11 protein-coding genes are annotated in these 13590 nt (G+C 72.2%); 9 read left to right on the top strand and 2 right to left on the bottom strand.

Going from position 1 to position 13590, the window contains the following annotated elements; genetic code table 11:
• Nucleotides 1–11: 11 nt before the first annotated feature.
• Entirely contained in the window at nucleotides 12–1004 is a 993-nt protein-coding gene (locus AC2H4J_RS21050; RefSeq protein WP_487466869.1) for an aldo/keto reductase, read from the bottom strand.
• Nucleotides 1005–1052: 48 nt separating this feature from the next.
• Nucleotides 1053–2183, bottom strand: coding sequence for a methyl-accepting chemotaxis protein (locus AC2H4J_RS21045; protein ID WP_487466868.1), 1131 nt, complete (start codon nucleotides 2181–2183; stop codon nucleotides 1053–1055).
• 178 nt (nucleotides 2184–2361) lie between these two features.
• Between AC2H4J_RS21045 and AC2H4J_RS21040 the strand changes: the two genes are divergently transcribed.
• From AC2H4J_RS21040 to AC2H4J_RS21000, 9 genes are all read left to right on the top strand, one after another.
• Complete coding sequence (locus AC2H4J_RS21040) at nucleotides 2362–3834, top strand: S8 family peptidase (RefSeq protein ID WP_487466867.1); 1473 nt, start codon at nucleotides 2362–2364, stop codon at nucleotides 3832–3834.
• 153 nt (nucleotides 3835–3987) lie between these two features.
• On the top strand, nucleotides 3988–4983 hold the full coding sequence (locus tag AC2H4J_RS21035; RefSeq protein WP_487466866.1) for a diguanylate cyclase domain-containing protein: 996 nt from the start codon (nucleotides 3988–3990) through the stop codon (nucleotides 4981–4983).
• A gap of 51 nt (nucleotides 4984–5034) precedes the next feature.
• A complete protein-coding gene (locus AC2H4J_RS21030; RefSeq protein ID WP_487466865.1) occupies nucleotides 5035–6819 on the top strand; it encodes an N-acetylglutaminylglutamine amidotransferase in 1785 nt (594 codons plus the stop codon).
• Between the two features lies 1 nt (nucleotide 6820).
• Nucleotides 6821–8581: an N-acetylglutaminylglutamine synthetase gene (gene ngg, locus AC2H4J_RS21025; protein WP_487466864.1), complete on the top strand. Its 1761-nt coding sequence runs from the start codon at nucleotides 6821–6823 to the stop codon at nucleotides 8579–8581.
• 16 nt (nucleotides 8582–8597) lie between these two features.
• Nucleotides 8598–9020 (top strand): fluoride efflux transporter CrcB, encoded by a 423-nt coding sequence (gene crcB / locus AC2H4J_RS21020; RefSeq protein ID WP_487466863.1) that lies wholly within the window; start codon nucleotides 8598–8600, stop codon nucleotides 9018–9020.
• A complete protein-coding gene (locus AC2H4J_RS21015) occupies nucleotides 9017–9376 on the top strand; it encodes a fluoride efflux transporter FluC (RefSeq protein ID WP_487466862.1) in 360 nt (119 codons plus the stop codon). The genes crcB and AC2H4J_RS21015 overlap by 4 nt, the downstream gene beginning before the upstream one ends.
• Before the next feature lie 39 nt (nucleotides 9377–9415).
• On the top strand, nucleotides 9416–10897 hold the full coding sequence (locus AC2H4J_RS21010) for an alpha,alpha-trehalose-phosphate synthase (UDP-forming) (protein ID WP_487466861.1): 1482 nt from the start codon (nucleotides 9416–9418) through the stop codon (nucleotides 10895–10897).
• Nucleotides 10894–11637 (top strand): trehalose-phosphatase, encoded by a 744-nt coding sequence (otsB, locus tag AC2H4J_RS21005; protein WP_487466860.1) that lies wholly within the window; start codon nucleotides 10894–10896, stop codon nucleotides 11635–11637. Before AC2H4J_RS21010 ends, otsB begins: the two co-directional genes overlap by 4 nt.
• Before the next feature lie 372 nt (nucleotides 11638–12009).
• Nucleotides 12010–13569 (top strand): methyl-accepting chemotaxis protein, encoded by a 1560-nt coding sequence (locus AC2H4J_RS21000; RefSeq protein WP_487466859.1) that lies wholly within the window; start codon nucleotides 12010–12012, stop codon nucleotides 13567–13569.
• Nucleotides 13570–13590: the final 21 nt, after the last annotated feature.

The following is a 13590-nucleotide window of genomic DNA, read 5'->3' as shown; positions in this document are numbered from 1 at the left end:
GAGGCCCCCTTTCAGCGGTGGACGCTCGACATGTCCGGATAGCGGTCTCCCACCGCCGCACCGACGGGCGCAGCCTGGTCCAGGCGGCGCAGATCGTCCTCGCTCAACTCGACGTCGGCCGCTGCCGCGTTCTCCTCGAGGTAGCTGACCCGCTTGGTCCCGGGGATCGGGACGACGGCCGGATTGCCGGGACGGTCGCCCTGCGCCATGACCCACGCCAGCGCCAGCTGGCTCGCCGTCACGCCCTTCTCGTCGGCGATCTCCCGCACCCGGTCGACCAGCCGGAGGTTCTGCTCGAACGCCTCCCCCTGGAAGCGCGGGTTGTGCCGGCGGAAGTCCTTCGGGTCGAGGTCGTCGACGCTGCGGATCTGCCCGGACAGGAAGCCCCGGCCGATCGGTGAGTACGCGACGAACCCGATGCCCAGATCGGCGCAGGTGGCCAGCACGCCGTCGTCCTCGGGATCGCGCGTCCACAGCGAGTACTCCGTCTGCACGGCGGTCACCGGCTGCACTGCGTGGGCTCGCCGGATCGTCTCGGGCGCGGCCTCGGAGATGCCGGCGTGCCGGATCTTGCCGGGGTCGATGAGCTCCTTCAGGGCGCCCCACGTGTCCTCGATCGGCACCGTCGTGTCCACGCGGTGCTGGTAGTAGAGGTCGATGACGTCGACGCCGAGCCGCTGCAGCGAGGCGTCGCACGCCCGGCGGACGTAGTCGGGGGCGCCGTTGATGCCGCGGAAGGAGCCGTCCTCGCCGCGCTCGTTGCCGAACTTGGTCGCCAGCACGACCTCGTCCCGGCGGCCCGCGATGGCCTGGCCGACGAGCCGTTCGTTGGTGAACGGGCCGTACATGTCGGCCGTGTCGAGGAAGGTGACGCCGAGGTCGAGGGCGCGGTGGATGGTCCGTTCGGCCTCCGCCTGGTCGCCGGTGCCGTAGAACTCGCTCATCCCCATGCAGCCGAGTCCCTCGGCGGGGACGGTCAGGCTGCCGAGTGTCCGTGTACGCATCCTCCGGTGATATCCCCGGCGGGCGTGCGGCAACCGGTCGCGGACGGGTCAGTCGTGGGCGACCAGCCCGCGCAGCTCCTCGGCCCTGGCGGCGACGTCCGCCGCGGCGGTGACCATCGCCGAGACGGCAGCGGTGGTGTCGGTCGCGGTCGCCGCGACGCCGCCGACGTTGCCGCTGATCTCGTTGGTGGTGGCCGTCTGCTCCTCGACCGCGCCGGAGATCGAGGCCTGGCCGTCGCTGATCCGGCCGATCAGCGTGGTGATGCCCTCGATCGAGGCCGTCGCCTGCTCGCTGTCCTCCTGTAGGGCGATGATCCGCTCGGTGATGCGCTGCGTCGCGGCTGCGGTCTCCTGAGCCAGGTCCTTGACCTCGCTGGCCACGACGGCGAAGCCCTTGCCGGCCTCACCCGCGCGCGCCGCCTCGATCGTGGCGTTCAGCGCCAGCAGGTTGGTCTGTGCCGCGATACCGGAGATGAGCTGGACGACGCTGCCGATCTCTTGGCTGCTGGCCGAGAGCCGGGCGATCCGGTCGGACGCCTCTTCGGCGGCGGTGACGGCCTCGTCGGCGACGCTGGCCGCGGAGCTGACGCTCGCCGAGATCTCCCGGATGGAGGCGGTCATCTGCTCGGTCGCCGTGGCCGCGACGCCGGACTTCTCCGCCGTCTCGGTGGCGTGCTGCTCCAGCGTCGCGCCCAGCGCCGACAGCTGCGCGCTCGCCTCCGCCAGGTGCGCCGCGACCTGCCGGGCCTTCTGCTCCACGGCCTCCCGCTCGCTGACGTCCTCCCAGGCGATGCACCAGCCGAGGACGGCGCCGTCCTCGGCGGTGACGGCGTTGATCTGGCCCTCGAGCACGACCCGCCCGAACCGGTGGGTGGAGCGGAAGGGGAAGCTCGCCGGGTTGCGCAGGATCCGCTCGATGCGCGCCGGGTCCTTGTGGAAGCGGTGGATCGAGCCGCCCAGCAGGTCGCCGAGCCCCATGCCGAAGACGCGCTCGATCTCGTCGGCGAAGCCGAGGGCGGTGCGCACGGCGGCCTTGTTCGCGTAGACCAGCGTGAGCTCGCTGTCGCAGACGAAGACCTTCGCCTCGAGGTTGTCGAGGACGGCCTTCAGTCCGGGCAGGGTTGCGGTCAGGGCGCCGGCGGGACGGCGCGACCAGGAGGCAGGCAGCAGGGTCGGCACCCCTTTCCCATCGGCAGCTCCGGTCCGAGATGCACCGCAGGAACCAACTATTGATCCAGGCGAACACTGGACCGACTCCAGTCCCTCGTGACCCACCAGTAACCGCCGCGGTCCGCTCTCGTTGTCGCAGTGCAGGACGCCGCACGACGACGTGCTGCGCAGAACCGCGAGGAGTGCCATGCCCCAGCGCGCGAGGACCCACCGGCGGCTACTGGGGGCGGTGAGCGGCGCCGTCGTCCTCGGCGCCGCGATCGCGACCCCCGCAGCGGCGGCCGCCCCGGCCCCGGTCCAGCCCTTCCTGGCCGACCAGCTCTCGACCCTGGCAGCGGCGAGCCCGACCACGGTGCTCGTGCACGGCACCGATGTCGCCGCGGCGCGCGCGGCGGTCGCGGCGACCGGCATGCACACGGTCACCGAGTTCGACCGGATTGGCGTCGTGGTCGCCAGCGGCACCCGCGGTCAGGTCGAGTCGGCGCGCACGCAGCCCGGCGTCACCTACCTCGAGGGCAACGCGCCGATCGAGTTCTTCGACCAGACCTCGAACACGGCGACCCGCGGCGCGGAGGCAGCGCAGACCCTGACCGGGGCGAACGGGAAGCAGCTCGACGGCAGCGGGGTCTCGGTGGCGGTCATCGACTCCGGGGTGGACCCGACGCACCCGTTCCTGAAGAACGCCGACGGCAGCAGCGCCGTCGTCGCGAGCTACAAGAGCGTCTGCCTCGACGAGTCGAACACCAGCAGCGACTGTGTGCTGAAGGTGCCGAACTCCCTCGACACCGACACGATCTCCGGCGGCGGGCACGGCACGCACGTCAACGGGATCGTGGCCGGCCGGCCGACCACGCTCTCGGACGGGACGAAGCTCCAGGGCGCCGCCCCCGGCGCGAGCCTCGTGGACGTCTCCACCGGTGCGGTGCTGCTGATCGTCGGCGCGGACTCCGCCCTGAACTGGGTGCTGGAGAACCACGCCCACCCCTGTGGCGCGAACGTGCCGGCGAGCACCTGCCCGCCGATCAAGGTCACCAACAACTCCTACGGGCCCACCGGTGGCGGCGCGTTCGACCCGAACTCCGCGACCGTGAAGCTGCAGCGTGCCTTGGCCGCCGACGGCGTGGTCACGGTGTGGGCCGCGGGCAACGACGGCGGCGACGGCTCCTCGTCGCTGACCAACCCGCCCGGCCAGGACCCGACCGGCGGCATCCTCTCCGTCGCGTCCTACTACGACCAGGACACCGGCACGCGGGACGGCGTCGTCAGCGACTACTCCTCGCGCGGTGCGGCCGCCGACCCTTCCACCTGGCCGGATCTGTCCGCCCCGGGCGAGAACATCACCTCGTCCTGCCGGATCTACCTGCCGATCTGCTCGACCGGTCTCGCGCCCCAGAACGGCCCCGGCCCGCTGGACATCGGCACGTTCAACACGATCAGCGGGACGTCGATGGCCGCGCCGCACATCGCCGGCATCGTCGCCCAGCTGTTCCAGGCCGACCCGACGGCGACGCCGGCGGAGATCGAGGCGGCGCTGAAGGGCAGCACGCACCGGTACACCGACGGTGCGCCCTATCAGACCGTCGGCGGCTACCAGACGTCGTACGACAAGGGCACCGGCCTGGTGGACGTGGTCGCGGCGGTCGCGGCGCTCCGGGGCTGACCTCCGGCTGACCCCGCCGACAGGGGCCTGGTTCCACGTGGAACCAGGCCCCTGTCGCGTCACCCGATCGGGTGGCGGTCCCGTCAAGCACGGAGTGGAACGCGACGAGGGTCTCGGGGAAGGAACCACGACCAGTGCGAAGGGATGTACGTGGTGAACGGACCCGGTCGCGCAGCCGCGCGCGGTCTCGGCGTCATCGGCCTCTGCGCAGCGGGCTTCACCGCGCTCTCCACTCTGCTCCCCGGGCCGGCCGGTCTCGACCGTTCCGGCGTCCTCCTCGTGTGCCTCGCCACGGCGCTGGCCTCCCTCGCGATGTTCGTCCCGCTGTGGGAGCACTTCAGCGGCCGCGCCACCCTGGTGATGGTTCCCGTCGCGCTGGTGCTGATCTCCGTGCACAACGCGATCGGCGCCGTGGACCCCTTCCGGTACGGGGTCTTCTACCTGCTGCTGTTCGTCTGGATCGGGATGTACCACCCGCCCGGGACGGCCCTGCTCGCCGGCGTCCCGACGCTGGTGTCCTACGCGATGCCCCTCATGACCTCGGACAACGGAACGGCGGTGTTCACCGCGGCCTACGCCGTCCCGATGTACGTGCTCGTGGGCGAGATGCTCGCTCGCCGGTCGAGCGCGCTCGGCCACGCACAGGCGCGGCTGCACGTGCTCGCACACTCCGACCCCCTCACCGGCCTGCCGAACCGTCGGGCGCTGCTCGACGCGATCAACGTGGCCCGTACCGGCGGCGGCCCGGCGGCCGTCGCCTTCCTCGACCTCGACGGCTTCAAGGCCGTCAACGACCGGTGGGGGCACGGCACCGGTGACGCCCTGCTGCAGGCGACGGCCGAGGCGATCATCTCGGTCTCCCGGGCGGGGGACGTGGCAGCGCGGCTGGCCGGCGACGAGTTCGCCGTGCTGCTCGCCGCGCCGATCACCGCTGCCGACGCGGCCGACGTGGGACGACGGCTGCACGACGCGATCGTCGCGGCGGCGGATCGGGTGCTGCCGGGGGCCGGCGTGCGGGCCAGCGTCGGCATCGCGGCCTGCACGGGCCTGCCGGAGGACGCCCTGGCCGGAGCGGACGCCGCCATGTACCGGGCCAAGCGGGACGGCCGCGGTGTGGTGCTCGCCGAGGGGCTCGTCCCGGCGGTGTGACGTTCGTCCTCGGAAGGCATGCTCCCGCGCCGGGCGGTTAGATGACTCTGCATGTGCGGGCTCTGCGGCGAGATCACCTTCGACGGGTCCATGGCCGACACGACTGCCGTCGCGCGCATGGTCGAGGCGCTCGTGCCCCGCGGTCCGGACGGTCAGGGGGCGTGGAGCAGCGGCCGGGTCGCGTTCGGCCACCGCCGGCTGTCGGTCATCGACCTGTCCCCCTGCGGCTCCCAGCCGATGGTCGACAACGACCTCGGACTGACGGCCGTCTTCAACGGCTGCATCTACGACTACCGGTCGCTGCGGGCCGAGCTGGAGGGCCACGGCTACCGGTTCTTCTCGCACAGCGACACCGAGGTGATCCTCAAGGGCTATGCCCACTGGGGCACCGACGTCGTCGCCCACCTGCACGGCATGTTCGCGTTCGCGATCCACGAGCGGGACACCGGCCGCCTCGTGCTCGCCCGCGACCGGCTCGGCATCAAGCCGCTCTACCTGGCCGAGACGCCCGGCAAGCGGCTGCGGTTCGCCTCGACGCTGCCGGCCCTGCTGCGCGCGGGTGACATCGACACCGACGTCGACCCGGTCGCGCTGCACCACTACCTCACCTGGCACGCCGTCGTCCCCGCGCCGCGCACCCTGCTGAACGGCGTCCGCAAGCTGCCTCCGGCGACCGTCCGGGTGATCGCTGCCGACGGCACGAGCCGGGAGCACCGGTACTGGGAGCCCCGCTACGAGCGGCGCCCCGAGCACGCGAACTGGTCCGCCCGCGACTGGGAGGACGCGATCGAGGACGCGCTGCGCACCGCCGTCCGCCGGCGGCTGGTCGCCGACATCCCGGTCGGCGTGCTGCTGTCCGGCGGTCTCGACTCCAGCCTGATCGTCGGCATGCTCGCGCAGGAGGGGCAGACCGGGCTGGCGACCTTCTCGATCGGCTTCGAGTCCGTCGGCGGCCGGGCGGGCGACGAGTTCGCCTACTCCGATGTGATCGCCGAGCACTTCGGCACCGACCACCACCGCATCCGCGTCGGCTCCCACGAGCTGGCCGGCTCCCTCGCGCACGCGATCGGCGCCATGGCCGAGCCGATGGTCAGTCACGACGTCGTCGCCTTCGACCTGCTCAGCGAGCGGGTGAGCCAGTCGATCACGGTCGTCCAGTCCGGGCAGGGCGCGGACGAGGTGTTCGCCGGCTACCACTGGTACCCGCCACTGGCCGGGGCCGATCGCGAGGAGGCCGTGGACAAGTACGCAGCGGCGTTCTTCGACAGGTCGCACGCGCAGTTGCGGGCGGTCGTGTCCGACCGGTACGGCCTGGCCGAGGACCCCAGCCTGGCCTTCGTCCGCGACCACATGTCGCGATCCGGCGCGGAGACCGCCGTCGACGCCGCCCTGCGCCTGGACAGCGAGGTCATGCTCGTCGACGACCCGGTGAAGCGGGTGGACAACATGTCCATGGCGTGGGGACTGGAGGCCCGTGTGCCGTTCCTCGACCACGACCTGGTCGAGCTCGCCGCCCTCTGCCCGCCCGAGCTCAAGCTCGCCGACGGCGGCAAGGGCGTGCTCAAGGCGATCGGACGCCGGATCATCCCGCCGGAGGTCATCGACCGACCGAAGGGCTATTTCCCGGTGCCGGCGATCACCCACCTGGAGGGCAAGGTGCTCGACCTGGTGCGCGACGCGCTCGCGAGCGACGCCGCCCGGGAGCGGGCGCTCTTCCGGCCCGAGTACGTGCGCGAGCTCCTCGCCGACCCGAACGGCGAACTGACGCCGCTCAAGGGCAACAAGCTCTGGCAGCTGGGACTGCTCGAGCTCTGGCTGCAGGCACACGAGGTCTGACATGGCGCCGACTCCCCGGGTGGCCGGACGGCGCCGAACGGCGGTGCCGACCGCGCCGGCCATCACCAGCCGGTCGTGGAAGCAGCCGTCCGACCACCAGTTGCAGGGCATGGCGTCCGACGTCGTCCTCGACCTCGGCTGGGGCCGGCTGGTGTTCGGCCAGACCTTCGGCGACCTGCACGGCGTCGTCGACGCGCTCCGCGCCGAGGAGGCCGGCGAGCGCGACATCTGCATCTACCCGCGCGACCCGCACGTGCTGGTCGGGCTGGCGCCCGACGAGCTGTTCATCGACCCGAGCTACACCTACCGCCTCGACCTGCACCGGTACCGGCCACGGGCGGACCTGATCCGCGGCGTGTTCGTGCGCACGGTCACCTCGCGGGCCGAGATGGACCGGATCAACGAGATCTACGCGGTCAACGGCATGGTGGTCGGCGAGGCCGACGTCATGTGGCGCAACCACCGCACCCGCGCGTTCACCTACCTGGTCGCCGAGGACCGGCGCACCGGGGCGATCGTCGGCACGGTCACCGGCGTCGATCACGCGCTCGCCTTCGGCGACCCGGAGGCCGGCACCAGCCTGTGGTGCCTCGCCGTGCACACCCAGGACGCCCCGCCCGGCACCGGCGAGGCGCTGGTGCGCGTCCTCGCCGAGCGCTACGTCGGCCGTGGCCGCGCCTACCTCGACCTGTCGGTCATGCACGACAACGAGGGCGCGATCCGGTTGTACCGGAAACTCGGCTTCACCCGGGTCGCGGCGGTCTGCGTGAAGCGCAAGAACCCGATCAACACCCCGCTGTTCGCCGCCGGGCCGCCGGGCCTGGAGGAGCTGAACCCCTACGCGCGGATCATCGCGGAGGAGGCGCTGCGGCGGGGGATCCGCGTCGAGGTCACCGACGCCGCCTCCGGTGAGCTGCGGCTGTCGCTCGGTGGCCGGACGGTGCTCACCCTCGAGTCGCTGTCGGAGTTCACCACCGCGGTCGCGATGAGCCGGTGCGACGACAAGCGGGTGACCCGGCGGTTCATGGAACGGGCCGGAGTTCGGCTGCCCCGCGGCGCCCAGGTCACCGGCGAGGACGCGCAGGCGGCGTCGGCTCTCCTCGACGAGGTGGGCAGCGTGGTCGTCAAGCCCGCGCGGGGCGAGCAGGGCAAGGGCATCACCGTGGGCGTGCGGGACGCCGCCGGGCTCGCGCGGGCGGTGGCCTTCGCGGCGCAGTTCTGCCCCGACGTCCTGGTCGAGGAGCTGGTGGACGGCGAGGATCTCCGGGTCCTGGTCATCGACCGGCAGGTGGTGGCGGCCGCGGTCCGCCGTCCGGCGGAGATCGTGGGCGACGGCCGGCACACGGTCGCCGACCTGATCGCCTCGACCAGCCGCCGCCGGGAGCGCGCCACCGGTGGGGAGTCCGCCATCCCGCTCGACGATGTCACGACGGAGACGGTCGCCGAGGCGGGCTACGCGATGGACGACGTCCCGCCCGACGGGGAACGGATCCGGGTGCGGCGGACGGCGAACCTGCACACCGGCGGCACGATCGAGGACGTGACGCCCCGCTTGCACCCGGAGATCGCGGCGGCGGCGCTGCGGGCCGCCGACGCGCTGGGCATCCCGGTGACCGGGCTGGACTTCCTGGTGCCCGACGTGGAGAGCCCCGACCACGTCTTCATCGAGGCGAACGAGCGCCCGGGCCTGGCCAACCACGAGCCCCAACCCGTCGTGGAGCGGTTCGTCGACCTCCTGTTCCCCGAGACCCGCCGCCGCTGACGGCACACTGCTCCCTGTGATCTACGTGCTGGCTGCGCTGGGCGGTGGTCTCGGCGCGCTGGCCCGGTGGGCGCTGGCCGAGGCGCTCCCCCACTCCCCCGGCGCCTGGCCGTGGTCGACCCTGCTGGTCAACGTGCTCGGCTGCCTGCTGATCGGTGTCCTGCTGGCCGTGCTGCTCGCCCGCTTCCCGGAGTCACCGTGGCTGCGGCCCCTCCTCGCCGTGGGGGTGCTCGGCGGCTTCACGACGTACTCCACCTTCGCCGTCGACGTCGTCCGGTTGACCGAGGCCGGGCACGTGGCGGTGGCAGTCGGCTACGTGCTGGTGTCGGTGGTCGGTGGCGTGGCCGCTGTGCTGGCGGGACTCCTCGTGACCCGCGCCGCGATCCACGCCGTCGAGTCGCTGGACGACGACCTGCGGGCGGGCGAGGGCAGCACGTGACGCCGCTGCTCGTGGTGGCCGGCGCGCTGGTGGGGGCTCCGCTGCGGCTGCTGGCCGACCGGATCGCCGTCGCCCGCCGGGGCCGGGCCACCGGCCTGGGCACGCTGACGGTGAACGTCGTCGGCAGCGCCGTCCTGGGGTTCGTCCTGGGGATGGCCGCGGCTCCGGCCTGGGTCGTCGCGCTCGTGGGCACCGGCTTCTGCGGGACGCTGACGACGTTCTCGACGTTCGGCTACGACGTCGTCCGGCTGGTCGAGGAGAAGGTGCCCGGCCGGGCGCTGGCCTACCTGGCCGCCACCCTCGGCCTGGGCGTGGGCGCCGCCGCCGCCGGCTTCGCACTGGGCGGTCTGCTCTGACGCGGACCGGTCGGTAGGGTCGTGGGCGGTATGGCGGACATGGCAGGGAAGAGCACCGGGGCGGACAGCCCCGTGGTCGTCGTGGCCAACCGACTCCCGGTCGACCAGGTGACCGACCCGGACGGGAGCATGCGCTGGCAGCGCAGCCCCGGCGGCCTGGTCACCGCCCTGGAGCCGTTCGTGGCCGGCCGCGGCGGCGCGTGGGTCGGCTGGTCCGGATCGGCCGGCGACGCGCCGGAGCCGTTCGAATCGGGCGGGATCTCGCTGGTTCCGGTCGAGCTGACCGAGGAGGAGGTCGACCGCTACTACGAGGGCATGTCGAACGCCTCGCTGTGGCCCCTGTACCACGACGTCGTGGAGAAGCCGGAGTACCACCGGGCCTGGTGGGACACCTACGTGCAGGTCAACAAGCGGTTCGCCGAGCGCGCGGCGGACGTCGCCGCAGAGGGTGCCATCGTCTGGGTGCACGACTACCAGCTGCAACTGGTGCCGGCGCTGCTGCGTCAGCAGCGCCCCGACCTCACCATCGGCTTCTTCCTGCACATCCCGTTCCCGCCGTACGAGCTGTTCACCCAGCTGCCGTGGCGGTCGGCCATCGTCGAGGGGCTGCTGGGCGCGGACCTGGTCGGGTTCCAGCGGCCGGCCGCGGCCGCGAACTTCGTCCAGCTCGCCCGCCGGTTGCACGACCTGCCCACCCGCAAGCACCTGATCGAGTACGACGGGCGCACGGTCTCCGCCCGGGCGTTCCCCATCTCGATCGACGTCGCGGCGTTCGACGAGCTGGCCCGCTCCCCCGAGGTGCTCGCCCGGGCGGAGGAGATCCGCAAGGAGCTCGGCAACCCGTCCAAGATCATCTTGGGTGTCGACCGGCTCGATTACACCAAGGGCATCGGCGTCCGGCTGGCCGCATTCGAGGAGCTGCTCGAGGACGGCGTCGTCGAGGCACCGGACACCGTGCTGGTGCAGGTCGCCACGCCCAGCCGCGAACGGGTCGAGCACTACGTGCACATGCGCGAGACCATCGAGCAGCAGGTCGGCCACATCAACGGCATCTTCAGCTCGCTGGCGGGCTCGGCGGTGCGGTACTTCAACCAGTCGATGCCGCGGGAGGAGCTCGCCGCGCTGTACCGCGCGGCCGACGTCATGCTCGTGACGCCCTACCGGGACGGCATGAACCTGGTGGCCAAGGAGTACGTGGCGGCGCGTGGTGACGACGGCGGCGTACTGGTGCTGTCGGAGTTCGCCGGCGCGGCCGCGGAGCTGAAGCAGGCGCTCCTGGTGAACCCGCACGACATCGCCGGGGTGAAGAGCCAGCTCGTCCGGGCGCTGCGCCTGGATCCGGCGGAGGGCGCCCGGCGGATGCGGGCGATGCGTCGGCACCTGGCCAAGAACGACCTCGATCACTGGGCGAGCTCCTTCTTCGAGGCCTTGCGGGGCCAGTCCGAGGGCCAGCCGACGGGGCGGGAAGTCGGCCGGACCTCCGAGCGCCTGTCGGCCGGGCGGGGCGGGGCCCAGGGATGAGCGCGATCGGGCCGGACCTGGACGCGGCGCTGGCAGCGCTTGCTGCCCGGCGTCCCCTGCTCGTGGCGAGCGACTACGACGGCGTCCTCGCCCCGTTGGTGGGTGACCCGTCGGCCGCGGTACCGGAGCAGGGCGTCGCCGAGGCGCTGGCGCGGGTCGCCGCCGTCCCCGGGGTGACCGTCGCGCTGGTGTCCGGGCGCGGGGCGGCCGACCTCCAGGCGGTCAGCGGCCTGTCCGGTCCGTTCCGCTGGATCGGCAGCCACGGCGCGGAGTTCGACGGGCCACTGACCGGCGAGCTGGCCGACCGGCGGGACGCGCTGGCCGCGGTGCTGGGCCCGTTGGTCGACGGCGTCCCGGGGGCGCGGCTCGAGGTCAAGCCGGCCAGTGTCGCCGTCCACGTCCGGCAGGTCGAGGACCGCGCCACCGCCGCAGCACTGCTCGCGGCCGCACACTCGGCCGTGGATTCGTCACTGACGTTGAAGCCGGGCAAGGAAGTCCTCGAGGTCGCCGTCACCGACGCGGACAAAGGGACTGCGCTGCGCCGGCTCGTCGCCGAACTCGACGCCGCCGCGGCCATCTACCTCGGGGACGACGTCACCGACGAGGACGGTTTCCGCGCGCTCGATCCGGACGGTGTCACGGTCAAGGTCGGCGACGGGCGGACCGACGCCCGGTACCGCGTTGCGGACACCGCGGCCGCGGTCGCACTGCTCCGGCGGCTGGGCGACCTGCTCGCCTGAGTCCGGCCCGTGTCGCCGGGCGGGCGGGATGACCGGTCGTTCCGTAAACGGTCGCCGTGCCCATCGTGTCGACAATTGCGTGACGCCATTCAGCGGACCAGGCATTTCTCTTCGTCCGATCCGCCCGCAAATGACCGAGTGCGCGAGCCGGGTCGACACATGGTCTTCTGCGGGACGGTGACCCGGCGTACACATCACAATTGGCAGAACGGTGGGGACTCAACCCTCGGGTGAGTCGGTGGAATGACAACAATCTCCGTGTCACCACATCCCGGTGGCGCTCCGATTGACCACCCTGGACGGATTGACGTGACTAACGAAGCTCCCTCACCCCCGACGCGGGGTCGGTCCGGCTGGTTCGCCGACCGGCCTGTGGCCGTCAAGATCGCTGCCGCGGTCCTCATCGTCGCGGCGGTCGCCGTGGCGGTCGGCATCACCTCCCTGGTGAAGATGAACGAGCTGGCGGCGAACGGCCGTTTCGTCTACGACCAGAACCTGGTCCCGATCACCTATCTCGACCAGACGCAGTACGCCCTCGAAGAGGCGAAGGTCGACACCGCCCAGTACGTCCTGAACATGGACCGCCCGGAGAAGCAGCCCGAGCGCATCGACAACCTCAAGACCGACGACGCGGCGATGGACGAGGCGTTCGCCGCCTACCTGGGTACGGACGTGACCGGGCGCGAGAAGGAGGTCGCCGCGTTCAAGGACGCACTCGCGACGTACCGGACCTTGCGCACCGCGGAGATGAAGGCTGCCGACGACGGCGGGCTGGCCGCCTACCACCCGGCGCACTCCGACGCTGCGGACGCCAGCGACGCGGCGGCCGCCGCCCTGCAGAAGCTGATGAAGCTCGAGCAGCAGAGCGCCGACACCCAGATGGTGACATCGGAGGACGACGCCGCGTCGGCGCGCATCACGGTCATCGTGCTGCTCGTGGTCGGCCTCGTTGCCGGCATCGGTGCCGCGCTCTACGTGGCCCGCCAGATCACCCGCCCCCTGGGCCGGATGCGCGAGTCCTTGGCGAAGCTGGCCGAGGGCGACATGACTCACGCCAGCGGGATCACCCAGCGCGACGAGGTCGGCCGCATGGCCGAGTCGCTCGACGTGGCGCGGGAGAACCTGCGCGAGGTGCTCGCCACGGTGGGCAGCTCGGCGGACGCCGTCGCCGCCTCGTCGGAGGAGCTGTCCGCGTCGTCGGCCCAGATCTCTGCCTCGGCGGAGGAGACCTCCGCCCAGTCCGGTGTCGTGGCCGGCGCCGCCGAGGAGGTCTCGCGCAGCGTCCAGACCGTGGCCGCCGGCGCGGAGCAGATGGGTGCCTCGATCCGCGAGATCGCGTCGAACGCCGCGGAGGCCAGCGAGGTCGCCGCCAAGGCCGTCACCGCGGCCGCGACGACCACCGCCACCGTGGCCAAGCTCGGCGAGAGCTCGGCGGAGATCGGCAACGTGGTCAAGGTGATCACCTCGATCGCCGAGCAGACCAACCTGCTGGCGCTGAACGCCACCATCGAGGCGGCCCGGGCCGGTGAGGCCGGGAAGGGCTTCGCGGTGGTGGCCAACGAGGTGAAGGAGCTGGCGCAGGAGACGGCGAAGGCGACCGAGGACATCGCCAAGAGGGTGCTGGCCATCCAGGGCGACACGACCGCGGCGGTGGCCGCGATCGAGGAGATCAGCTCGATCGTCGCCCAGATCTCCGACCGGCAGACCACCATCGCCAGCGCGGTGGAGGAGCAGACGGCCACCACCAGCGAGATGTCCCGCTCGGTCCAGGAGGCGGCCAGCGGCTCCACGCAGATCGCGGAGAACATCACCGGCGTCTCCACCGCCGCCGACTCGACCACCCAGGCGCTCACCCAGACGCGCACCGCGGTCGACGAGCTGTCCCGGATGGCCGCCGACCTGCGCAGCACCGTCGGGAGGTTCACCTACTGAACCCGCTGCACGCGCCAGAGG

This window comes from Blastococcus sp. OS1-29 (assembly GCF_057628075.1).
Note: the sequence above shows the minus strand (reverse complement) of the source record. Positions and strands in the feature narration are given on the sequence as shown.

Coding starts and splice junctions, on each gene's coding strand:
- AC2H4J_RS21050 (WP_487466869.1), bottom strand. CDS start 1,004: ATGCGTACACGGACACTCGGCAGCCTGACCGTCCCCGCCGAGGGACTC.
- AC2H4J_RS21040 (WP_487466867.1), top strand. CDS start 2,362: ATGCCCCAGCGCGCGAGGACCCACCGGCGGCTACTGGGGGCGGTGAGC.
- AC2H4J_RS21030 (WP_487466865.1), top strand. CDS start 5,035: ATGTGCGGGCTCTGCGGCGAGATCACCTTCGACGGGTCCATGGCCGAC.
- ngg (WP_487466864.1), top strand. CDS start 6,821: ATGGCGCCGACTCCCCGGGTGGCCGGACGGCGCCGAACGGCGGTGCCG.
- AC2H4J_RS21010 (WP_487466861.1), top strand. CDS start 9,416: ATGGCAGGGAAGAGCACCGGGGCGGACAGCCCCGTGGTCGTCGTGGCC.
- otsB (WP_487466860.1), top strand. CDS start 10,894: ATGAGCGCGATCGGGCCGGACCTGGACGCGGCGCTGGCAGCGCTTGCT.